The following is a 22,949-nucleotide window of genomic DNA, read 5'->3' as shown; positions in this document are numbered from 1 at the left end:
ATTTCTCTATGCTTCGCTCGGTGCTTGTCTTCGACATTGCTATATCTGTATGTTAAAGCTTTCTGCGTAGTCCGTCCATATCGCTTGCAGCTTTCTGTGAAAAAATCTGAAAAAGGAATCAACTTCCTGTATGCTGTACAACCTAACGGAAACTTCCTTCATTGGAAAGGAGGATTCGCATGAGTCGTGAAAAAGGTCAAATTACCATTTGGTTGTCCTTTTCCATCATTTTATTAAGTGCCGGACTGGTCTGCCATGTCTTGTCCATTCCAGGAATTCTCGAAGCAGCAGGCAGGGATGGATGGTTGTCTGTCGTGGCGGCTGGCCCTTTTTTCATGTTGTTTCTATGTATGATGTATATCATCATTCGGCGAGTACGTGGACAGCGATTAACAGATTGGATTACGCGAGAATTCGGGGCGGTCCCTTCCTGGATCTTCCGAATCTCCGCTTCCATTCTGCTGTTCACGCTTGGCACACATACGTTGTATGAGACAACCAACTGGACCGTATCCACGTATCTTCAATTCACACCTCCCTATGTTCTGGCAGGTGGCGGAGCACTGGTTGCTGCGTGGGCAGCGGCTAAAGGCATACGCTCCATTGCGATGACTTCCAGTCTGCTACTGCCCTTTGTAATTTTGCTAGGTTATTTTGTAATGTCCGCCAATATGAAATACAAAGACTACAGTCTATTGTTCCCGATTATGGAGAACGGCATGGGTCCCGTGTGGCGGGGCATGATCTACTCTCTTGCCGGGCTTATGGAAATCTGGATTCTTATGTTATTCCAACATGAAGTCAAAGGCAAAATTCGTTGGTGGCACGTTCTGATCCTTGGCGTGTTTATGCTCAGTATGGCGATCGGACCAACCATCGGAGCCATCGTGGAATTTGGTCCCGAAGAAGCAGCCAAACAACGAAACAGTCCCTATGAGCAATGGAAACTTGTGAATATCGGCAAACTTTTGCAACACGTTGATTTTCTGTCCATCTATCAGTGGCTCAGTGGTTCCTTCGCAAGGGTCGCCATATCCATGTATCTCATCGTGGATCTGCTGAATTTCCGCAGACCGAAGAAACGATATATCGCGATTCTCACCATTACCGTCATCATGAGCTTCATGGCGATGCAATGGTGGCGCATTGATTACGTGGATTATTATGTGGACCATATTCAGTTCCCGGTCATGCTCGCTTATGTATCCATCGTTACCGTAATATTGACCATTGCCGCATTAATCCACAAAAAGGACAAGGAGGCTCCCAAACGTGCCGATCTCAACCCAACCCAAGAATAATCCTGACGTTGAACCGTTCCGAATGAACGAGCATAACCTGAATACCTTTTTTGCCGGATCTGATGATGTCATCATCAATAGTCATATGATCGGAGAACCTCCGATGCAACTCATTATGACCTATTGCAGCGGTATGGTAGATAGTGAAGCGATCTACGATATTATTCTCCCTGAACTCAGACGAACATATGAAAATACACACTTTATCCGTACATCCGACATTGAAAAGTGCATCAGCCTGGATTGGACCCGAATGGATCTGCAAGATCCGGCATTTGGAACTGAACTGATGTCTCTCCGTGTTTTTGAAGGTCATATGTTAGTCTGTATACCATCCCTGCAAACCATGTGGAGTATTGATATATCTAACATCCCTACTCGGACACCGGAGGAATCGACCACCGAAGTTTCGATCCGCGGGGCAAGAGATGGGTTCATTGAACCACTTGCCGTTAATGTTGCCTTGATACGCACCCGTCTGCGTACGAACCAACTGGCCTGTAATATCGAACTGATCGGTACACGTTCTGCAACCAAGGTGGCATTGATGTATATCAAGAATATCGCCAATCCGGAGCTAATCGAAGACGTCCAGGATCGGTTGCGTAAGATTGAGACCGAACGCATCTTGACCGCCAATGAACTGGAAGAATTGCTGTCGCCTTCGAAGATTACTTTGTTTCCCGTCACCCATTATACGGGCAGGCCTGACTTTGCTGCAGAATGTCTCCTGAATGGACGTTTTATCCTCATTGTAGACGGCAATCCCAGCGCCATCATTGGGCCAGTCAATCTGTTTCTTCTGCTCAAATCCCCGGAGGATGCCAGCTTTCCCTTCTTGCCTGTGAACGTAGGACGGATGCTGCGCTTTCTTGGCCTGATGATCACCGTGTTCCTGCCCGGATTCTATATTGCGCTGACATCCTTTCATATGGATCAGATCCCCTTTCCTCTAGTCGCAACGATCTCAGTTGGACGCATGGGACTTCCGATGGAATCGGGAATGGAGATGTTTCTCATTATGCTGCTGATGGAGCTGTTCCGTGAGGCAGGGGTACGTTTGCCAAGTGCCATCGGCCAGACATTAACTGTCGTTGGAGGTCTGATTATCGGAGATTCCGCCATTCGAGCCGGCATGGTCTCTCCCCTCATGATTGTCATCATCGCAGTTACCGTCGTAGCTGGAGCAACCATTGTGAATCAGGTCATGACCAGTTCTGTGCTGATCCTGCGGTTCCTTTGTTTTGTCCTGGGGGCATCCCTCGGCATCTATGGGTTCATCCTATCGTTGATTATGTTCCTCATCTACCTGACCGATCTCAAATCATTTGGCATTCCATATCTCACGCCGTTAACACCGCTTCATTTCAAACAAGCGATAGCTTCATTATTCAAACTGCCAAAGGGGTTAGGTAAACGAAGACCCGTCTATCTCGAGACCCAGGAGCCCCGCAAGAAAGGGAACGAACGATGAAACACTTGTTACAGCGATATATGCTAGGTCTGTTAAGCCTATCGATGTGCGTGATGACGAGTGGGTGCTGGAGTGCCTTTGAGATTCAACAGGTAGACTACGCCAAAGCCTTTGGGATTGATTATAAGGACGGCATGTATCATCTGTATGTACAAACGCTGGATTTTGCAAGTGTCGCCAAAAGTGAAAGTTCAACCAAAAGTGCAGATACACCGCCTGTATGGGTCGGACATGCCGAAGGGAAAACCATGAGTCTGGCGCTGAACGAGCTGTTCCGTACGGCTCAATTACACATGGCTTGGGGGCATGTGACAGCCATTGTTATGGCGGAAGGTGTGCTGACCAGCAAACATATCAAAGAAGTGTTCGACATGCTGGGACGGTTTCCAGAATCCCGTTATACAACCTGGGTGTATGGAACACGAGCGCCTCTGGAGAAAATTCTTAGTGCAACGTCCATCTATAATATGTCGCCACTGGACAGCATTCTTCACAATCCACTTCCCACGTACATGGAAGAATCGTTGTACCCGCCTGTGCTTAGCTTTAAGCTCATTGCAACACATAATGATCCCGCTACCACGACGTATCTGCCAAGTATTGCATTGAACGATACTCAGTGGGCTGAGAATGAGAAGAAACATGATTTGTTTCTGGTGGAAGGGGCCTTTTTCGAAAAGACTGGTTATGACTTTGAATACTTTCCACGCAGTCAGCTTCCCGGTTATCACTGGCTAATCAAGGACATGCGGCGTGCTCCCTTGCTTGTGCAGAAGGATGGAACGATCTACGGGGCGCTCAGTGTAGGATTACCAAAGATCAAAATTAAACCTGTCATTCAGGGTGAAGACGTTACGTTCAACATTGATGCCCACTACCTCACCGCCCTGTACGAATACCTGGTGCCCACCTCTTATGAGGAGATGATCCAGATTAGTGAAGTGAAGTTGCGGGAGCAGATCATGCAGACCTATCGTCACGGCCTTGAGCGTGGTGTGGATATTTACGGTCTTCAGGAGAAGCTGTATCGCAAAAATCCGAAACTCTGGCGTAAGTTATCCAACAACGGGAGCAAGATGATGCTTACGGAAGACTCGATTAAGGATCTGAAAATCCACCTCACGATCCCGTATACAGGGAAATATAAACGGAAAGTGTAGCCAGAACGCGAAACACCCCTTGTCCGTCTGGAGCCGGATAAGGGGTGTTTGTGTAGATGGAGGTAGTTCGTTTGTAGTTCGGGTCATGCAGATCTATGACAGCGAAGTTTCCATTCCATCAGCCAGCCTGCTTCCTAACCTCACTATCGAGAGATGAGTAGATGACGTGACCTTCGTCATTCAACCCTTTTATGTCCCATATCATCTCGTGAATCGGCTGCTGGATTACCGCATACCACAACCTCCCGTTGGATTGATCGGAAGATGATTCCACGATTTCCGCTTCCAACCGTGAAGAGGCCAGATTTGGTTCGTAGTGAATATGCACCTGGGTAATGTCAGCATCGTGGAGATACCCGTATATAATATAGATCATTTTGCCTTTAGACTCCTCGTATCATGATATATGAGAAGAAAGCGGCTCGACCGGATTATCCTGCAGACCACCGCCTATTCTGGCCAGTTCGGAGAACCACATCTTTTGCTGAATCAAAGCAGGAGTCAGGTTATTCGTAGTGAGATCTTGATATAATACCATTTGTGTTCGCGTTTCAATAGTTGTAACTAGCTTTACCTGTTCTGGGGGAATACCTTCTTCGCTTAAGATTGTGTCGATGTCCTGCGGACCACAAGAGCGTATCAAAAACAGAGCCACCCAATACAAAGAACAACACGTACGCTACCCGTCGACGGTTGCTTGTCTTGGGCATAGATTAACCTCTCCTTAAAATTGAATCTCTATAAACAATTAATTATCGTAGAAATGGTATGTCAGATAGTGCTGCCCCGAAGTAATCTACCAGCATCCATGCAGCAATCCATAACAATGGCAACTGCATGATCCAGTAAGGAAAGATGTATCTTTTCTCATGATAAGAAACCCAACCCGAAACCAAGGCCACAATAACACAGATTGGGTATGACATCAGTATATTGCCCTCCAAACGACTTGCCACCTGATACTCAGAAGGAGTGGGTGCAGCGAGCGACATTCCCATGGCAAATGCGATCAACGGCCAGATCAGTAATGTCAGACCATATATTAAGGTGAAAATCATGATATACAAAAAACTTCTTTCTTTACTTCTTGTTATATCTTTGCTCAACAATTGAACTCTCTCCCATGCGTTCATTTTATTTTAAAAAAACGGCCAACGGCCGCCTATTCTCTACTAACTTTCACTTCTTATAATAATGCATCACCCGCAACCGAGTAGTCAGGATTAAGGTCTGAGGAATGAGCACAAAGACAATATACATAAGTACAATTAACCATAGATGTGCCACAAAATGTTCTGCACCGAACGATGGTTTCGGACGTTCAATCCAATACCACCAACACGGGATGGCAATAAACCATGTCAATCCTGTCGAGAGGAACAAGTCTTTCACATCGCTCCACAGAAAGCAGAACACCGCGACGAACAAAATAGGACCTGTCCAAGAATCCAATATCGGGCCCCAGCTCTGGAAGACAAAGATAATGGCAGGATACAGAAGATTGATGGTCCAGCGCCATATGTTATTAGTATACAGATTCATTATTTTCCACCTCGCTACGTACCGTTGCAATTTCACGTGAAAATACAGGCTACAAAAATTTGCGAAGATATGTACTCTCGATTTTAAAAGGTTATTCAACTACATACTGGGAATGAAATGAAAAGAAGAAGCATGATTTTGGATATTATTGCTCATACTACCTTCAGGAAATTATCGAAGGAGTGACAGCATGAGGTTAAAAAGTATCATCGCCGTTGGAGCCGTGTTAACCTGCTCATCTCTGTTATGGGGCTGTGGTAATGGCACTGCGAATAATGCATCCCAGCAACAGAATGACACCGTTCGATCGGAGAGTTGGAGCGATCCCAAACGACTGGAAGCTTCTCATCTTGAGGCGCTTGAGCGAATGGAGAAAGACCATATTCACCGAATGGTTTCGCTTAGCGCAAGTACAGATGGAGACAAAGTGATGACCACACTTGAACGGTCGAGTCAAAAGTTGGAGGAAATGAGACCGCTCGCCGAAATGCTCCAGCATGAGGGACATCCGGCATTATTACAGCGAATCCAGGACATGTCCGGTGATATCCAAGGTTCCAAATCCGTCATTGCTGAGATGAAAAAATTGCCTCAGGACGGCAAAATTAAGATTCAGTCCGAGAATTCTGATTCCTTGCATCACATCAGCAGCTTCCGTGATTACCACCAGTACATTCAGGGACAAGTGCAATCCTTAGACGGTAAATCTACGCAAATGTCCCACTAACCCTAAAGATAGCTCAGAGAATCGTTACAGTCGGAATACGATAATCCGATGGTTAACGGTTCTTTTTATTAACTTCATATTGTTATCCCTCTTCTCTACAGCTTCATTCCACCCACAATGATACCCAGATGAACATGCTAAACAGCAAGACTGGTGCAAGTGCGCCTGTGGCTAAGATGATCCAAAGTGTCGCGGGTTTGATCCTTTGGCAGTATGCATCGACTTTGCGCATCCGGTCTTTGCGCCACTTGGCGAACCTGAGCTGTCTGACCATCCGACTCAGAACTATTTGCCGCTGCTCGCCATCTTCGAATTCATCGATCGCACACCGCAACTCCTCGAATAATTGAGCCTCTTCCTGACCAGCCACTGTAGGTGTAATCATCTGACCCTTCCTCCCATATGAAGAATATTGAGATATAGCCTCTACTTAAATAACACATTACAGACCTTCAAAGTTTGAATTTTTTAAAAAAAATGGACAATCCAAAAAGCCCGGGCATAGCCCAGACTTCGTAGAATCATGCTAGAACTATTTAACTGAGTGCTATTTAGCTCGCGTTAGCAATCAATGCATTCAGGCATACTGCACCCTGTGCACGCACATTAACAACAATAATCGGTGTGTCCAACATGTCATGCATCCAAGACATATACTCTTCTACTTTTTCGTTTGGAAGGATCGTCAGAATAACCCCTGCGAATCCACCACCATGAATACGACAAGCGCCATCACCCAGGTTTTGCAGATAATTCTCGGTCAGTGCCAGCGCGATGCCAATCTCCTGTTCCTTCACAGCACCACTCTGATATACATTCTGCAGCCACTTCCATGATGAGTTACCGGACGCCGTAATCAGTTTCAAGAAATCAGCAAAACGTCCATCACGCAACGCCTGAACCTGACCATCGACACGATTATTTTCCTCCAGGAAATGAAGCGCACGCAGCACGGCACGATCCCCAGCAGCTTCACGAACCTTCTTGAGGTTGGCGTAGATTGCTTCAGCTGTAATTTCCCGAACATACTCACTGCCCAGCGCCTGAGCAACCGCTCTCATCTCATATGGCACAGCAGCGTAATCTTCCGTCAGATCGGCGTGGTTACCGCCTGTATTCACAATGACCAATGAGTATCCGTTTTGTTGGAAATCCCATTGAACAGGCTCGATGACCGGCTGTGCAGGATTTTCAAAATCAATAGCAATGAGTCCACCGTACGCACAAGCCATCTGATCCAGCAGACCGGAAGGTTTGTTCCAATAGTGATTCTCCGCATACTGACCAATTTTGGCCAAGGTTACAACATCCAGTGCTCCATCATTATAGAAGTGATTCAAAATCGTACAGATCAGCATCTCAAATGACGCCGATGAACTGAGTCCTGATGCCGAGAATACGTTACTGGAGATGTACGCTTGGAAGCCGCCAACCTGGTGTCCAAATTCTCCGAATCCCGCAGCCATACCGCGAATCAATGCTGTTGTGCCATCGTCTTCCGCATTTGGCGTGAGATCTGTGAGATCGATTACATATTTCTTGTCGTAACCTTCCGAATAAAAAGTAATAACCGATTCTGCCGTTGGCGCAGCCACCGCAAGTGTATCCAGCGTAATGCTGCCCGCCAGCACTTTACCATGGTTATGATCCGTGTGGTTGCCGCCAATCTCGCTGCGTCCTGCTGCGCTGAACAACTTGCTTCCCTCTTGCGCGCCAAAGTACTCTTCAAACGTTGCGTTCAGCTTTGTGTAACGTGCAGTCTGTTCCACTACTTGTGATTGTCCATACATTTGGGCAAGCAACGCTTGGCCCTCCGTGGATTGGATCAGATTCAATGGTTGTGTCGTCATTAATAATCCTCCTATGGATATACAGCTGTTATTTTTAGACTGTTGGTGAACATGGTTGACGCATCTGTTTCATGCCTTATTCCTCTCCCATTATCTCAGCTTCGTAGCGGAAAAGGTAGGGTAGAATTGAAAGTTTGTAAGCGTTTTGTGAAGTTATTTAATGTAAAAATAGGATTGAAAACCATTTTAGAATAACTTAAATTTGGTTTAAGTGAAAACACATTATTTTCCAACCTCAAAGTTGCTATGCTTAACATCTTATTGGTGGAGGGAACGATGAAAATCAAGTCGAATTATACCAAGTTATTCGGTGCATTTTCGCTTACATTTTTGGGTGATGGACTTACACTGGCTGCGGTTCCTTGGCTTATATCAACCCTTACAAGCGATACGCTGTATGCCTCTGTCACTATGACGGCACTTCGTTTACCCTGGCTGCTATTCAGTCTGCCCGTGGGTGTTCTCATCGACCGATACTCACGCAAACATATGCTTGTTGGCGCAGGCTTTACTCGAATGATCCTTCTGCTTGTCCTAACGTTATGTATCTGGGGTGGATGGGTGAGCATTCCGATTCTGGCTCTGTTCATGTTTGGGATTGGCCTGAGCCGAGTTGTATTCGACAGCACAGTGCAGACGGTCATCCCACAACTGGTAGATGAGAGTAAGTTGGAAAAAGCCAATGGGCAATTCACCGCGGGACAGTTAATCACAAGTGATATTCTGGGCGTTGCTCTGGGAGGGTTCATTATAACCCTGCATATTGTTTTTCCTTTTGCCATAGACGCTGTAACGGCTGTTATTGCTCTGCTCTTTTTGATCAGTTTGAAGGGAAACTTCTACCCAGGGGATACGGAAACAACCAAGAAGGAAACTCGCCAGATGAAGAATTGGAAACGAGAGATGTGGTCCGGTATTCAATATGTCTATCGTGATCGTTTTCTCCGCGGACTAGCGATTCTGTCTGTCACCATTACGCTGATGTATTCGATCATTCTGGCTACTCAGATCTTTTTTGTACGAGATGTGCTTCAGTTGGATGCTTTTGCATTCGGTATCCTCATCTCCATTGCAACGATCGGCAGCATTGTGGGGAGCCAGGCTGTTGCTTATATGCGCAAGAAATGGAGTACTAAACAATTGATTATCTCCTCCATTTTGTGCATGGGAATTATCTACGGTGTGGTGGGTCTAACTACCAATGCGTATATGGTAGGTAGTCTGTACTTCTGTGCTGCATTTTTCATCATTGTCTACAATGTTACCCGTTCGTCCATCCTGCAACGTTCCGTTCCTAAAGAAATGCTTGGCAGGGTCGGAAGTGTGTTTCGCTTTTTGTCCTTTGGGATCAGTGCCATTGGTACGCTTCTCGGCGGATTATTGGTGCGGGTTAGTGAAACGACTTTTGATCGCGTATTCTCGCTGCAACTCCCTTATCTCTTGTTAAGCCTGATCTATATCCTGTCTGCTCTGATATTCGCAATGAAGATGCAGAATCATTCTGAGAGCCAGCAGCGTAATATCAACGCTTGACTGTTACGTTAGGTCATACTTGATAATGATCTCAAGCTTACATAAAGGAGAGATTAAGGATGAAGATTACCGCGTTACGTTCAGATCAAATCTATGAGGAAATCATTCAGGCTGCACCCGATGAGAAATTGGAGTTATACCGCGAGCGAATGATGAGTCCATTCATGAACAAATGGAACATTCAACAGATCCCGTTTCGCTCTCAAGAGCCTCACGGCTTCGACGTGATCATGATGAATAACTTTATGAATATCGCTCCAGCAGATATTACACCTGAAATTAACGAATCGTTAGCAGCGATTTCGTCCGAAGCATTTTGGCAACAGTGTCATGAAGCTGTCCATAGGAGTCTATCCACCTTTACAGATCACGGGATTGAGCTATCGGTCTCCGAGTATCTATATACGATTTTATTAGGCGATAAAAATAGCCCCTCACTCATGATGAACGAAGGTATCAGCGGAGATGGTGGAATCCCGGGTTATATTATTGCGAACCTGATCCCCAATAGGTATACTCTACCTCGTATGCAATCCGTGTTAGCCCATGAATGCAATCATAACGTAAGGTATCAATATATCCAGTGGAATCCACAGATTACGCTTGGGGAAATGGTTGTTAGTGAGGGGTTGGCCGAGAGCTTTGCGACATCCCTGTATGGAGAAGAGTTGTTAGGCCCCTGGGTAGCTAAAACGGATATGGAGACTTTGAATAAAGTAATTAAACCAAAGATAAAAGATCAGCTGTATGTCACCGGTTTTGACCAAATTAATCCGTATCTATACGGCGATGAACTTGCCATCATGCAAAACTTCACGCCCGTAGGTATGCCCTATGCGGCTGGCTATTCTTGCGGTTATCACTTAATCCAATATTATCTGAACAAAACAGGTACACCGATTACCCAAGCAACCATCACTCCGGCAAGTGTCATCCTTGCTGAAACAAAGGACTTTTGGAATGAAGACACCCTATTTCACCGTTAAAAATATTATTCAAATTACTGGCATCACCAAACGTGCATTACATTATTATGATAAAACAGATCTATTAAAACCGAGTAAAGTCGAAGACAATGGCTATCGGTATTACGATCAAGAGGCACTCGGGAATCTGCAAATGATTCTGTTGTTCAAAGAAATGAATTTCTCATTAAAAGACATTGTGGCCATGATGCAACTTTCCAAAGAAGAACAAAAAGATATCCTGAGAGAGCACCGCAGCACACTCGTTCAACGCAAACAAAAGCTCGAAACCATCATCCATCAATTGGATGAGTATGTAGATGGGACGGATATCTCTCATCTTAATCTGTTTGACGACTCTTCCATTCTGCCCATCCAAGAACAATATGAATCCGAGGCGAAGTTTATATATGGAGATACCGAGAAATATCAGGAGTTCGAAGCCAATGTGAATCAACTGTCTGCGGAAGAGCAAGAAAAAGCCTACCAGCAGTTCTCGGTCAACATGGAGCAGGTATTTCGGGAATTGTCGAAGCATCAGGAGTTGTCTCCTGCTTCTGGTGAGGTGCAAGCGTTAGTGCGTGAATGGAAGAATTGTTTGGAACAGTTTATGGTCTGTGATGATGAGATTTTGAGGTGTATCACGGAGACCTATACGACGGATCGTCGCTATGCGGGTTATTTTGATCAGTTTGGCGATGAGGATTTTTTGAGGTTTTTGTATGAAGCGATTATGGTTTCTATACAATCGGCATCGAACAGATAAGCTTTCGGGTGAAAAGAAGTACCCATACTTCGCCACAAACGTGTCTCAATTCGTGGATTAACCTCACAGAGCGCCCGCAAGCCTTCCGGCTGTGTGATATACAGATAGTCTCCCGCGAGCATCCGCACCTCGTCCCCACGCTCCGCCGCCCGCTTTAAGTGCGGGGCCAGTAGTTTCACCCCGGACTGCATGATAAAGGACGTCATAATATAAATCCCGGACGCATGGTGCATCCGGGTAATCAGTTCATCGACCAGGTTATCTGTAATGAGTTTAACGTTAAGCTTCGTCGACATCAATCAGGTACACCCGTTCCTGGAATGCACCGCGCGCTTCCGCTTTGTCTGCCCGAAGCTTATCCAGCTGCGCCGCATTCGCCCCGTGTACCTCCGCCAGCGCTCGGATCACCTCCAGCATGTCTGCCAATTCTTCCAGCGCTTCCTGATCGCTTGCTGCTTTTACATACTCATCCGATTCTTCTTGCAGCTTCGTTCTTAACTCTTGCTTATACTCCTCCGAGTCTAGAATGCGGGTCCGGCATTCCTTACCGCTGGATGTGATAATATGCGGAATCTTGTCCCGCACCAATTTGTTGTATGTAGGCATGTGGTATAACATCCCTTCTGCTGTTGAAGTTTTCGAGCCTCGATCAGAATCTCCCTTGTTGCCATTATACAAGTTGCCATTGAAGATGGGGTGATATGTAAAGTAGTAGATTGGAATTAGGATATAAAAATAACCCATGACTACTCGTATTCGAGTTGAAATGGGCTTTCTGCCATTATTAATGTCTAATTGTTCTGCATCAAACTCTGGTTCAGAAGGATTCTAAGCCAACAGTTTTGAGACAATAACATTCGTATCCATCATTTCTTTATCAATCTCGACCAAGCAAGTGTCATCATCCATAGCTGGTTCATAACCGATTCTAACCTTCTTAATTGCATACTTGTTCTTAATATCAAGAATATACTCTATTAACTTCTGAGCTTTTAACGTTGTCTCTGAATTTTCTCCGCTGAACAATTCCTCTTCAGGAAAATTAATTACAATATCTCCAGATTCCTCATCAAATGAAAATACAATCATCACGTCGTTAAAGGTATGACCCAGATTAAGATGAGACAATAATATATTCCCCGTTCCCTTAGGAGAAAGAACCTCTTCAAGGCTCTCTATTTGCTGAAATTCAATATCGTTTTCACTACGGTTATCATAAAAGTGAGAACTTTTGATCCGATCCACCTGAATGTTCAAATCATTTTTAATGAATCGATCTAGATTGTTTTTGTTAAAATCAATTAAAATAATTTCTAAACTTTCCATAGCCAAACCTTCTTACATCATATAATTCTTTCATTCTATCCTAATGTTTTTAATTCGGTATTGTAGGTTGATATTGTTGTTTATGTTTCAAGTCGAACCATTGCTCAATATGATTATATAACAATGGAATGTCCTGGATGGCTTGCTCACAGATTTCTTTATATGAATCTTGAAGCACTTCTTCAAGTTCCAAATTCACCTGATATGCCTCAGTTTGTTTAGCATAGTGTACATCCGCCGGCTCAATAACGTAATTTTGGTTATTGGTTAACGGACTAACATGGATCATCCACTCAAGGTTGCCCTTAAAGTGCTGAATACAAGGCTTTAATTGTTCGTAAAGCTGATCAGAGTTGTGGAATCTAAAATAAAAACCTGCAGGATTCTCATAGATCCTATTCGGATTATACATCTCTGTTCTATTCCATTCATACGAACCTAATTTGGCCAAGGTATAAGCCATAAGTTCCGGTGCAAGCACCTCTTCTTTGTTCTTCATATAAATACTTTTTGACATCATGCCACCCACTTGAGAGTCCATTTATTCATTTGTTGAAAACTATGTTTTCCTGATTACTTTCAATGATCTTATTCTTGCTTACCTGCCAGCACATTTTTATTCTCCATCATGATTAACAATAAAAAAAATTCCTGTTACATCTGAAAAAGTAACCATCTCAAAAAGTTTCTTCTTAAAAACAAAGATGATATTCTTTAAGGTCTGCCCCATATCCACTCACCATATCTGTTATGAGGCAAAGTAATTACTCACGATCTCTGTTAATTCATCATTTCCAAGCTCGATGTTGGTCAAGTAGTATATAAAGAATTCATTGATATGTTCTTCTTGAAACAAACTCAAATATTGAAATGCAGCCAATAACATGTCGTCCTGTGAGTAACGATTTTCTTCCAGCCTCTTTTTGGCAACCTGGATCATGTCGTTCGTAAACGTGTCACACTTCGTCCTGATTAACGTATTTAAGACAAAGTAAATCTCTTCCTCTTTGTTACTCTCCAGAATATCTTTGATTTCGGTATCATCTAACTCTTCAAGATATAATCTAGCCTTAGATTGATTAAACGCCCGTAGAGCCTTGGGTTCATCATTGTAAAACTCTTCCCAAAATGTCATGTATGCAATCTCTCTTGGCAATCTGGCTGATGATTGATTAGGCTTATCTAAGATAGTCCAGTCACCATTTAACTTATCTGAAACTACATTAAATAGTGACGAATCATAAGGAACAACCCGCATAGCATCATTTTCAATCCTGTAATACGTATCTCCTGAAGGAGCAGACTCTATTTCAAATACGATATATTTTTGATCAAATGATAAATTGGTTTGTAATGCTAATGTATCTTTAAGCTGAACTCTCATCATCTCACTCCAATTATGTTAAAGTCACCATCTATATCTATGATCCAATACAAATCATCTTCGTCTGCCCTAAGCTTCTTGGGCTTGGATACTTTCAATTGAAGGGATGGGGTGATTTTGTAAAGTAGTCGATTGGATTGAGGAGATAAAAATAGCCCATGACTACTCCGTATAGGAGTTGAAATAGGCTTATGTTTTTAACATTATTCTTCAATGGATTGAATCGCATATTCTATATCCTGCTCCATATCCAGATCAGGATACTTCTTTTGCAATTGAAGAAGACAATCTATAAATGCTCGACTTTGGAATTCAGAAGATAGATCTTCATATATTTCACTGAGCCAATATAAATCTTCTTCTCCGCATTGATTTAGAAATGATATGGCACTCTGCTCATTCTCTTTTAGAATGTCTACCATCTCATTCCATATCGTTTGAATAGCTGGATCGTCGGGGTGTAAATCTTTTCTCTTCTTTATTAATGAGATCACTTTTTCACTGTAGTCTACCATGGTTTGCTCTCCTTACGGTTGTCTTGAGTTATCTGGAGTAACCGTTCCGATCTGACCATCGTTCTTGATCACTCCTACTCTAACGTTATTATAGTTTCCAAACATCCATTCACCGTCACCCTTAACTCTATTCTCAGGCAGATTTGCTACATGCTCACCTGACTTTTTGATATCTTCCGATGTCCACTCCTTAGGGAACCATGCTTGGCCCTCTCCACTTCTCTTTGCTTTATTTTTGTGATTAGGTATATTACCAACCCGTACACCGTTTTCATATTCTTTAGTAATGTTAAATGCGATCTTATTTTTAAGTAAGTAATTAATATTATCTTGACCGTGACCACCATTGATTAATCTATTTTTAGAATTGAAATCTCCAAGTGAAGCATGGTGAATTCTTTCATTACTTACTGTAATTCTTCCACCAATCATACCTTTTGGGAATCCTAATCCTTCTTTCGGAACTTTATAACCTCTATTATACGTTCCAGTAAAAGCCAATACGAGCTTAGCAGTCTGTAAACCTCCTATAGAAACTGCTGCCTGCCATGCAGGTATGGATTCTCCAGTTATGGGATGATGACCTTCCTTAAATGCACTGATCTGTTCATCATATATATCCCCACCACTAGACAGCGGTTGCTTCGGTCCAGCTCTCATTTCTTCATAGGTGCCGCCCTGTTCCCAGTACTTAACAAACTCCTTTTGTCCTGGCATCCCATCCTCCGCTTCACTCGCAGGCATGTTAACTGCAAACAAAGGATTATATACCATTCGTCTTTGGTCTTCTGGGTTATCTGTACTATGGTTCATCATTGTATGGGCAGCAATCTGTCCAGCAACAGCTCCCAAGCTCACCTGTTCCTGATCTGCTTGGTCGAATCTCTCGGCGATCGCGAACAGATCTTGGGATGACTTAACCATACTTTCCAGTGCTCGATCCAGAACAGAACGTGATTGCTGAAAATCATAGAAAAACCGTTCCTGCGTTGCTCCCGCCCACTGAGACTGGATGAATCCGATCCTTGCAGTCAGGTCATTACGTATACCTTCCAACTGCTGCCTGCCCTGCTCAATCTGTTTAGATACATGAAGCAGCTCCTCCGGTGTTACTTTAATTGTACTCATATCATTCTCCGCGTTTGAAATAGGATTTTACCATGTTAGCAGAAGCTTGATGTATATACATCCTTCTAACATCCTGATTTTTCCTTTCTCACCATAACAATATTTCCAACAACGTACTTCATAGGTCCTAATTCAAAGGAAATCTTCTTAATCTCTTTATTTAATAGAAAACAATCCATAAACACACCAATGGGCACAAAGTCAACAATGCCGCTGTCAAACTGATCTGTCCCGCGACTCGTCCTCCGGTAAACTCTTGCCGTGAAAAGAACATCCAGATCGAGAGGTACGCAGCGAATAGCGGGAATGTAATCATCTCTCTAAACGTACTCGGTTCCATATACCCATTCATCATACTTTTACCAATTAGGATTAAAGTGACCAATTCCAATATAGATAATATAAAAAACGCGATAGCAATCACTCTTTTCAAAATGTACACCTACTTTCCAGATGCAAAGCAAAGAGCTTCCTTTGTTTTCTCTGCATCATATATCCTTTATTTGGATGATGTCATCTTGTAAGCGTAACATAGATTAATCAAGCATTTAACCCTGAGAAGCCACTTAAAAAAATAAATCTTACTCTGTTGAATCATCCTCCAATCGAGTGGCTAACTCGTCCAATATCTCTTCTGTTCGTTGAAGAAGCTTTTCAATGTTGTCCAGTTCTATTGGCTGGTCATGTGGGTAATCCGCTAGGGATGACATATGTTGCATCGTACCGATGAACAAAGCGATATCCAATCCGGGTTCAGTGTCCCTATGCACTAGAGGCAAAATTTCGTTCATCGTGAGTTCCTTGGGTGCATGTGTTGAATGATACTTATGGATATAAAGCGCCTTAATCATGGAGGCTAGAGCCCAATCACATAGAATTAGGCAGGCTTTAAACTGATTGTGATTACACATGATGACGGCAAGTTTCAAATGATACTTAGCATGTTGGTGATAGGCCATTATTGTGGTACGTAGCATATGGTAAGCAGGAATATGTTTGGATCTAGGTTGTGTGGAGATATCATGGTCTTGCAAACGTGGGGTAAAATCTACTTGGTGATTACAATGTGCTCCGGTTATGGACCAATTTCTTGCCATTGTCATCCCTCCAAAGAGTTAATACCAGTATTATACAATAAAATGATACATATAGTAATCAAATAAATTATTTGTATTCTTCGTTTGGTGTTTACCTTGAGGAAACTTGTCTACACTTTTGAACATAGAGAGGTGAATACCATGAACGAGGACAGAGAAGTTTTGAAGCTGGTCGGAGCTAGAATTCGCGCACTACGCAAAGAAAGAGGCTATTCACAGGAATCCCTCGGAGAAAAAGGTGGATTTCATTTTTCATACATAGGACAGATTGAACGTGGAGAAAAGAATGTTTCTTTGGTGAATCTGGCTAAAATCGCTGAGTCACTTGAAGTAAACTTAATACAGCTTTTCGCTTATGTAGACGAGGATTTTCATTTCACAGAGACAGAAGTAGTTATACAGGAGATTTTAGAAATGTTAAGAGATGCCTCCCCTGACAGTATTCAACTAACCAAAAATGTGATACGTGAAATCTTAAAGTGATCTTGAACATAAAAATAACAAAGGCAAGGCAGCTTACAAGCTGCTTTGCCTTTGTTTCTCCGTCATTTTATTAAGGTCACTCAGATAGCTTTCGTTTTTCTACAAGTAGGGTAGCTACTACATCCCCAAAATTCCGCCCCAGCTTTATTCTTACGTTTAACCATTAAAGAACCACAATTACATTTGATATTAGATAATGTCTTAGATGACGCTTGCTCGTTCTTAATCGGTGCAATTTTCATTTTTCTATTGGATGGCACCCATTTACCCCAACTGCGTAGCTTGCTGTCTACTAAACCACCGTGCCAATAATCCACTTTGAATTGATCGGCTTCTTTTCTTGCTGGACCCGTAAGATCAGATGTGGTCACGATTAGAGACAAAATACAGTCATGATTCCTTTTCGCACCTACCAGCTCACGAACAGTCATTACTTGCACCTTATTATGATCAGCATAGCATTTTGCCTGAACCGCTGTTTTTTCGCCACGCTTATCAGTGATAACCAAATCTACTCCACCATCCCTACCTCCAACACCAACTTCTTTTACCGTATAGCCATTGTCTCTAAAATAAAGTGTCAATAGCCGCTCGAACTCTGCTCCCGTCATTTTATCTAATGGTAAAGTTAGAATTATTTCGTCAGATCTGCACGTAGAGGAGGAACGATTAAATCCAGTATTCGCAGATTTTTTGGTAGTCTGTTTCTTCCGTGGTTGAGACTTTCTTCTTTTTTTCTTTTTAGAAGGCTGTAACAGTCCAGCAACAACTGATAATGTAACAACACCAATAACGAGCCATATAATTTCATTCATTCACTTAATCTCCTTAGATAGCTTTCATACTTTTAGCAATACGAAGTATAGTTTTTCATTTTCATTAAAAAAATCTTTTGATACTTTAACGTAGTAGGTGTATTCAATTTCATCATCAGACATCCAGGATAACTCCAGTAAAACCATTCCATCCTCATAACCAACCCACATATCTGCCTTTACTCCGCTATCGAGTTTTAAACTTTGATATTTCATCGATTCTGATACTGAATCTTCTATACCTTCGAAAACATGACTGCCATATACTCGAATATCAATATCCGGGTTGCCCACATATAGCTGCTTACCATCTCCATTATCTGATTCCTCTCCTGCTATCCAATCACCAGGATAACTAATACTGAAGCCGAATCTGCTGTTATGATATGTGGTCCACTCTACGATAGTAAATGGCACGGATATATTGCTGGTTATGATAAGGGTAGTTGGAACCTAGGTACCTATAACAATGTTCAAGCTAACGCAGAAAGTCATGCAACAAATACACAGATGGGGCCGTTTAGATTTACAAGTGTATCTTATAAGAATTCAAGTGGAGTTTGGACTGTAAATGATACAGCCCCAACCGCTGGTAGCCCTTATTCGGTCAGTAAGACCAATAATGCAAATTTCCGAGTCTATGGACCTTAAACTTAATCTTTTATAAGGAGGATAATGATAATGAGAAATAAAAAGTGGTTTCTTGTCGCAGCAGCAGTTATCGTCCTAAGCGGAGCATTTTACATGAACTCTATTTCTGCTGAAAGTCCTACCCAACTAATCCAAGATCAGCTTATTAAGGAAGGAGTGGTTATTTCTAAAATCACCACCCAAGAGAAAAATTTAAAATTGGAAACAAAATCAACTTCTACTTCTGGAGAAGCAACCATAGAGGATATTAAAGCCATCCGAAAAATCCGAAATGAAGTAAGAAGTGGTGTTAATGGAACCTCACAAATCCAAAATGTTGATCTCACGATCACAGGCAAAAATGGTCAGAATATATACAATGGTGTTTCTAATGACATTACCCGAATACCAGACTTCTCATCTAAGATTGTGGGTAAGCTCGATTCTGAATCAGTCCAGAACGCTATATATAGTGAACTGAAGGCAAACGGTGTAACTGTGGAATCGGCGAAAGTTACGGATAACGAGCTAGGTGGAAAGTTCGCCTCGATTGTGCTTACAACGGAAATCTCAGAGGTAAACAGTCTTGTTCCTAAAATTGAGCAATGGATCACAGCGCTTAATGATTCTGATGGCATTGGAGTTTCTCAATATGAACTGACCATTAATGATGAAAGTAATCATTCAACGTTATTATATTTGACAACAGATCTAGTGTACCGTGATTTTTATTGGTGGCAGTCCCCTGCTCTAGGCGATGAAGTTTGGACAAAAAACAAACCAGAAAGTCAAGAATCAGCTACTAGTAAAGACAAGGTTCCAGCGACAATTGAAGAAGGCATACATGCTGGGCCCTCTGGATCAGATAACAATGGGTATGAAGGGCCTCAATTCAAATAATAATAACGGCTTTTATCTAACTCTCGTTTGAAAGACACAACACTCTCTCTGGATTTGAGGAGTTTCTGTTGTGTCTTTTGTTATTACATATAACTCACACAATACACTTATTCGCCACTGTCACCATCTTCGCAGGCATCTCTTCCCGCAGTCGCCATACGAAGCTCATCGGTTTGTTCCCCTCATGACTCACATAATCGGCTTCGCCCAGAAACACAAACGGAGACGTATAGCCATGCTCCTCCTTATACTCCCGCACGAACAGCACGATCCGGTTGCCCGTCTCTCGATGATGAATATATCGCTGCGCTGTAGCCGTATGCTCCGACACCCTGCTTTGAGTCTGCCAATGGAAGAGACGCTCGTTGATCGCATAATCCTCATACAGCGTAGATGGTGAGAAATCTTTGTCCGATTTGTTCAATGTAATGAAGAAAATATCCGTCTGCTCATCGGCAAAATACTTCACGCCTTCACGGAAGGCGGGTGATTGCTCAGCGTTCCAGTAGCCGAAGGCGGCAAGCACTTGGTCGATGGAGTACATACAGTGGATATCCAGTGGACAAGTGTACGGGAACGAATTACTTTTATCCACAAATCGCAGATGAGCCAAATTATATTTGAAAATATCCACAAGTTCTGCTCGGAATGCTTCACAAGACAGCACACGCTGCACACCCTCTTCGATGCTGCTCAGTCCTAGCTTCTCGGGCGCAGCTCGATGGAAGGTGTAATAGAACATAATCAACATGCGCCGTTCATCGGCGGTCGCGGTTTCTTTACCTTTTTCAATATAGTCAATCAGGAACGTCAGCCAGCTTCGGGAGTTAATCGTCAGCACAGACGGTAGTCTGCGGATGTACTCCTCGTGTTCATCTTCGATGGGTGCTGTTAATCCAGCTTCAGTCAACATACCACGGAAATACCTTTTCCCGGTACGTCCACCATACAATTCAACCAATGTCATCCCGTGATGCTCTACAAAATGAGCCAGTGTCAGCGGCAGTCCGGTGTCTTGCTGGAACGTATGCAGCTTCTGGATCAACGCTCTGCGATTACGACTCATCTGTTTCAAGTTGCGCATAATGTATTCCTTCGCTTGCTTTTCCAATTGAATGAACGTGCCGCGAGGCAGGTTCGAGAAGCCGTTCTCGACGTAGTACGAGATGGAATGTTTGGTAGCGCCAATCAGGGCGCGGAATTTATCCTGGAACCTGTACTCCTGATGCGCTTGCCCGATGAAGTCGAGCACGGTCAGACACTCTTTGCCCTCCGCCATCCGTAGTCCACGTCCCAACTGTTGCATGAATACGGTCAGACTCTCGGTAGGACGCAGGAACAGGATGGTGTTCACTTCAGGGATATCCACGCCCTCATTGTACAGATCAACAACAAAGATCATGCGCAGTTCCCCATTCACCAGCTGCCCTTTCGCAGAATGGCGTTCCTGTTCGCTCGACCCACCATGCAGGGCCATGGATGGAATGCCGGCATCGTTAAATATTTTTGCCATATACATCGCATGATCCACCCCTACGCAGAAACCAAGCCCCTTCACATCGTCCAGATCTGTTACGTATTTGTTCAGACTTTGGATGATCTGGTTGGCACGAATTTTGTTATGGGTATAGAGCTTCTCCAGTTCGTTCAGGTCGTAGCCTTTACGCGACCATTTCACCTGGGACAGATCGACGGTATCGGTGACGCCAAAATATTGAAAAGGACTCAGCAGCTTCCGGTCAATGGCATCGGTTAGACGGATCTCGGCGGCAATCGTATGATCGAAGTAGGCGGTAATGTCTTTGCCATCCATCCGTTCAGGCGTCGCGGTGAGTCCCAGCAAAATCTTCGGTTCGTAATGGGACAACAGCTTCTGGTATGAAGGTGCAGCCGCATGATGGAATTCATCCACAATGATGTAATCGTAATAGTCTGGGCTGGTGATCTCCGTCAGCTTCATGGAGTTAAGACTCTGAATACTAACAAACAAGTGATCCAGCGCCTCTGCTCGGTAATTCCCGACATGCAGCTCACCAAAGTTCATATCCTTCAGGATATACCGGAACGTGTCCCGACTTTGCTTCAAGATTTCTTCCCGATGGGCGACAAAAAGAAGCTTAGCTCCCGCATGGCTTGCCCGGAATCGCTTGTAGTCGAAGGCAGAGATGACTGTTTTGCCAACGCCTGTGGCGGCGACGATCAGGTTGCGGTTTCGTCCATACAGCGTACGCTCGGCGTCCAGCTGTTCCAGCACTTCTTTTTGATAATCGTAAGGCTGGATGTCGAGGTGAAAGTGGTTGGACTGATCTTTTTTACGATTCAGAGCCGCCTTCAACTGTGCCTCATGCCCTTCATCCTCAGCCTGATACCGCGTAAATTCACGGTCATTCCAGTAACTCTCGAAGGTCGCTTCAATCTTGCGCAGCACGTCGAGTGAATCCTTCTCCGTCACCTTGAGGTTCCACTCCATACCACTGGTCAGCGCCGGGTTGGACAGGTTAGAGGAGCCGACATAGGCTGTAGTGAATCCAGTGTCACGATGGAAAATGTACGTTTTGGCGTGCAGCCGAGTCACTTTGGTATCATAGGAAATCTGGATTTCCGTGTTGGGCAGTTTACTAAGTTCAGTGATGGCCTTCAGGTCGGTTGCTTCCATGTATGTAGTTGTGATGATCCGCAGCTTGCCACCGCTCGCTGTGAATTGTTGGAGCTGTTCCAGAAGTAGGCGAAGCCCGCTGAATTTGATAAACGAAACCAGCCAATCGATCCGATCGGCGGTCACGATCTCCTTTTGCAGCTCCAGTAACATACTCGGCTCGGACTTCGCACCTGTGAACAAAGAGCTTTGGGAGATAGGCGTATCTGGACGAACGATTTTGGTATCCCGGACCGCACGAATGCTGTTCAACTTGGAATACACATGTGTCAACACTTCCCCCTGCTCATCCAGTTGCAATTCGTTGTACTCTTCTTCCCCCAGTGTGCCTTTCAGGGTAGCAATAATCTCATTACACGTTCGAATCTGCGCCAACACTGCCGTCTTATCTTCTGTCTGTTCCCGTACAATCTTGAGCGCTCGCCGGGTTACCGCAGCCAAATACGTGGACAGTAGCTTGCGCGCTTCCTCTGCATCCAACTTCTCGGTCCCAATGTTATACACATCCGGGTCCAGCGCCGAAATCTCCTGTCTGGTGATGGTGTTGATAAGCTGTTCATATATACCTTGTTTCATGAATATACCTCTTGTGGGTGTAGGATGGTTGTGGATATGTAAGGGATTCAGCTAATGATTTGGAATAGGTAGAATGTTCTCTAATCTATTATCGTCCAGTATGGGGATATTTTCATTAGTT

General features: G+C 43.7%; 25 protein-coding genes. 9 read left to right on the top strand and 16 right to left on the bottom strand.

Annotated features, from left to right (window positions below; genetic code table 11):
• Positions 1-179: 179 nt before the first annotated feature.
• From MHH92_RS05100 to MHH92_RS05090, 3 genes are read left to right on the top strand one after another with little or no spacing between them, the layout of a single operon-like run.
• Positions 180-1,301 carry a GerAB/ArcD/ProY family transporter gene (locus MHH92_RS05100; protein ID WP_076253397.1) on the top strand — a complete coding sequence of 374 codons (1,122 nt, stop codon included), beginning with the start codon at positions 180-182 and terminating at the stop codon, positions 1,299-1,301.
• Positions 1,273-2,775, top strand: coding sequence for a spore germination protein (locus tag MHH92_RS05095; RefSeq protein ID WP_340902406.1), 1,503 nt, complete (start codon positions 1,273-1,275; stop codon positions 2,773-2,775). The genes MHH92_RS05100 and MHH92_RS05095 overlap by 29 nt, the downstream gene beginning before the upstream one ends.
• Complete coding sequence (locus MHH92_RS05090; RefSeq protein ID WP_340902404.1) at positions 2,772-3,935, top strand: Ger(x)C family spore germination protein; 1,164 nt, start codon at positions 2,772-2,774, stop codon at positions 3,933-3,935. The genes MHH92_RS05095 and MHH92_RS05090 overlap by 4 nt, the downstream gene beginning before the upstream one ends.
• Positions 3,936-4,053: 118 nt before the next feature.
• Here MHH92_RS05090 and MHH92_RS05085 read toward each other — a convergent pair whose 3' ends face one another.
• The 3 genes from MHH92_RS05085 to MHH92_RS05075 all read right to left on the bottom strand — a co-directional run bounded on the left by MHH92_RS05085 (position 4,054) and on the right by MHH92_RS05075 (position 5,477).
• Positions 4,054-4,311 (bottom strand): hypothetical protein, encoded by a 258-nt coding sequence (locus tag MHH92_RS05085; RefSeq protein WP_340902403.1) that lies wholly within the window; start codon positions 4,309-4,311, stop codon positions 4,054-4,056.
• Positions 4,312-4,687: 376 nt separating this feature from the next.
• On the bottom strand, positions 4,688-5,041 hold the full coding sequence (locus MHH92_RS05080; RefSeq protein WP_340902401.1) for a hypothetical protein: 354 nt from the start codon (positions 5,039-5,041) through the stop codon (positions 4,688-4,690).
• A 73-nt stretch (positions 5,042-5,114) separates the two neighbouring features.
• Complete coding sequence (locus MHH92_RS05075) at positions 5,115-5,477, bottom strand: hypothetical protein (RefSeq protein ID WP_340902400.1); 363 nt, start codon at positions 5,475-5,477, stop codon at positions 5,115-5,117.
• Between the two features lie 190 nt (positions 5,478-5,667).
• Between MHH92_RS05075 and MHH92_RS05070 the strand changes: the two genes are divergently transcribed.
• On the top strand, positions 5,668-6,204 hold the full coding sequence (locus tag MHH92_RS05070) for a hypothetical protein (protein ID WP_340902398.1): 537 nt from the start codon (positions 5,668-5,670) through the stop codon (positions 6,202-6,204).
• A gap of 103 nt (positions 6,205-6,307) precedes the next feature.
• Here the strand turns inward: MHH92_RS05070 and MHH92_RS05065 are convergent, their stop codons facing one another.
• Together MHH92_RS05065 and MHH92_RS05060 are read right to left on the bottom strand one after the other, a co-directional pair.
• Complete coding sequence (locus tag MHH92_RS05065) at positions 6,308-6,589, bottom strand: hypothetical protein (protein WP_340902396.1); 282 nt, start codon at positions 6,587-6,589, stop codon at positions 6,308-6,310.
• 166 nt (positions 6,590-6,755) lie between these two features.
• Positions 6,756-8,054, bottom strand: a complete 1,299-nt coding sequence (locus MHH92_RS05060; protein WP_340902395.1) for a galactokinase — start codon at positions 8,052-8,054, stop codon at positions 6,756-6,758.
• A gap of 276 nt (positions 8,055-8,330) precedes the next feature.
• Here MHH92_RS05060 and MHH92_RS05055 point away from each other — a divergent pair, with 276 nt between their 5' ends.
• From MHH92_RS05055 to MHH92_RS05045, 3 genes are read left to right on the top strand one after another with little or no spacing between them, the layout of a single operon-like run.
• Positions 8,331-9,587 carry an MFS transporter gene (locus tag MHH92_RS05055; protein WP_340902392.1) on the top strand — a complete coding sequence of 419 codons (1,257 nt, stop codon included), beginning with the start codon at positions 8,331-8,333 and terminating at the stop codon, positions 9,585-9,587.
• A 59-nt stretch (positions 9,588-9,646) separates the two neighbouring features.
• Entirely contained in the window at positions 9,647-10,573 is a 927-nt protein-coding gene (locus MHH92_RS05050) for a DUF2268 domain-containing protein (RefSeq protein WP_340902390.1), read from the top strand.
• Positions 10,548-11,318: a MerR family transcriptional regulator gene (locus MHH92_RS05045; protein WP_340902388.1), complete on the top strand. Its 771-nt coding sequence runs from the start codon at positions 10,548-10,550 to the stop codon at positions 11,316-11,318. Before MHH92_RS05050 ends, MHH92_RS05045 begins: the two co-directional genes overlap by 26 nt.
• On the opposite strand, the gene MHH92_RS05040 is transcribed toward MHH92_RS05045, so the two are convergent.
• The 8 genes from MHH92_RS05040 to MHH92_RS05005 all read right to left on the bottom strand — a co-directional run bounded on the left by MHH92_RS05040 (position 11,240) and on the right by MHH92_RS05005 (position 16,768).
• Positions 11,240-11,614, bottom strand: a complete 375-nt coding sequence (locus MHH92_RS05040; RefSeq protein ID WP_340902386.1) for a hypothetical protein — start codon at positions 11,612-11,614, stop codon at positions 11,240-11,242. The two genes, MHH92_RS05045 and MHH92_RS05040, sit on opposite strands and share 79 nt — an antisense overlap.
• Positions 11,598-11,924: a nucleoside triphosphate pyrophosphohydrolase gene (locus MHH92_RS05035; RefSeq protein ID WP_340902384.1), complete on the bottom strand. Its 327-nt coding sequence runs from the start codon at positions 11,922-11,924 to the stop codon at positions 11,598-11,600. The genes MHH92_RS05040 and MHH92_RS05035 overlap by 17 nt, the downstream gene beginning before the upstream one ends.
• A 222-nt stretch (positions 11,925-12,146) precedes the next feature.
• A complete protein-coding gene (locus MHH92_RS05030) occupies positions 12,147-12,644 on the bottom strand; it encodes a hypothetical protein (RefSeq protein ID WP_340902382.1) in 498 nt (165 codons plus the stop codon).
• 49 nt (positions 12,645-12,693) lie between these two features.
• Positions 12,694-13,164, bottom strand: a complete 471-nt coding sequence (locus MHH92_RS05025) for a hypothetical protein (protein WP_340902380.1) — start codon at positions 13,162-13,164, stop codon at positions 12,694-12,696.
• A 228-nt stretch (positions 13,165-13,392) separates the two neighbouring features.
• Positions 13,393-14,031, bottom strand: coding sequence for a hypothetical protein (locus MHH92_RS05020; RefSeq protein WP_161799418.1), 639 nt, complete (start codon positions 14,029-14,031; stop codon positions 13,393-13,395).
• Positions 14,032-14,231: 200 nt separating this feature from the next.
• On the bottom strand, positions 14,232-14,543 hold the full coding sequence (locus tag MHH92_RS05015; RefSeq protein ID WP_340902378.1) for a hypothetical protein: 312 nt from the start codon (positions 14,541-14,543) through the stop codon (positions 14,232-14,234).
• Positions 14,544-14,555: 12 nt separating this feature from the next.
• Positions 14,556-15,671 (bottom strand): WXG100 family type VII secretion target, encoded by a 1,116-nt coding sequence (locus tag MHH92_RS05010; protein WP_340902376.1) that lies wholly within the window; start codon positions 15,669-15,671, stop codon positions 14,556-14,558.
• Positions 15,672-16,252: 581 nt separating this feature from the next.
• Complete coding sequence (locus MHH92_RS05005; protein WP_340902375.1) at positions 16,253-16,768, bottom strand: HEPN domain-containing protein; 516 nt, start codon at positions 16,766-16,768, stop codon at positions 16,253-16,255.
• A 141-nt stretch (positions 16,769-16,909) separates the two neighbouring features.
• Between MHH92_RS05005 and MHH92_RS05000 the strand changes: the two genes are divergently transcribed.
• On the top strand, positions 16,910-17,251 hold the full coding sequence (locus MHH92_RS05000) for a helix-turn-helix domain-containing protein (RefSeq protein WP_340902373.1): 342 nt from the start codon (positions 16,910-16,912) through the stop codon (positions 17,249-17,251).
• Between the two features lie 80 nt (positions 17,252-17,331).
• On the opposite strand, the gene MHH92_RS04995 is transcribed toward MHH92_RS05000, so the two are convergent.
• Both MHH92_RS04995 and MHH92_RS04990 read right to left on the bottom strand, forming a co-directional pair.
• Entirely contained in the window at positions 17,332-18,066 is a 735-nt protein-coding gene (locus tag MHH92_RS04995) for a restriction endonuclease (protein WP_340902371.1), read from the bottom strand.
• A gap of 24 nt (positions 18,067-18,090) precedes the next feature.
• On the bottom strand, positions 18,091-18,483 hold the full coding sequence (locus MHH92_RS04990; RefSeq protein ID WP_133120406.1) for a hypothetical protein: 393 nt from the start codon (positions 18,481-18,483) through the stop codon (positions 18,091-18,093).
• Between the two features lie 264 nt (positions 18,484-18,747).
• On the opposite strand from MHH92_RS04990, the gene MHH92_RS04985 reads away from it, so the two are divergent.
• Positions 18,748-19,596 carry a hypothetical protein gene (locus MHH92_RS04985; RefSeq protein ID WP_100526534.1) on the top strand — a complete coding sequence of 283 codons (849 nt, stop codon included), beginning with the start codon at positions 18,748-18,750 and terminating at the stop codon, positions 19,594-19,596.
• Between the two features lie 94 nt (positions 19,597-19,690).
• Here MHH92_RS04985 and MHH92_RS04980 read toward each other — a convergent pair whose 3' ends face one another.
• Positions 19,691-22,828, bottom strand: coding sequence for a DUF3427 domain-containing protein (locus MHH92_RS04980; protein WP_340902370.1), 3,138 nt, complete (start codon positions 22,826-22,828; stop codon positions 19,691-19,693).
• Positions 22,829-22,949 lie beyond the last annotated feature (121 nt).

This window comes from Paenibacillus sp. FSL M7-1414, assembly GCF_038003195.1.
Taxonomy (GTDB): Bacteria; Bacillota; Bacilli; order Paenibacillales; family Paenibacillaceae; genus Paenibacillus; species Paenibacillus amylolyticus.
This window is presented reverse-complemented; position numbering and strand designations above follow the sequence as displayed.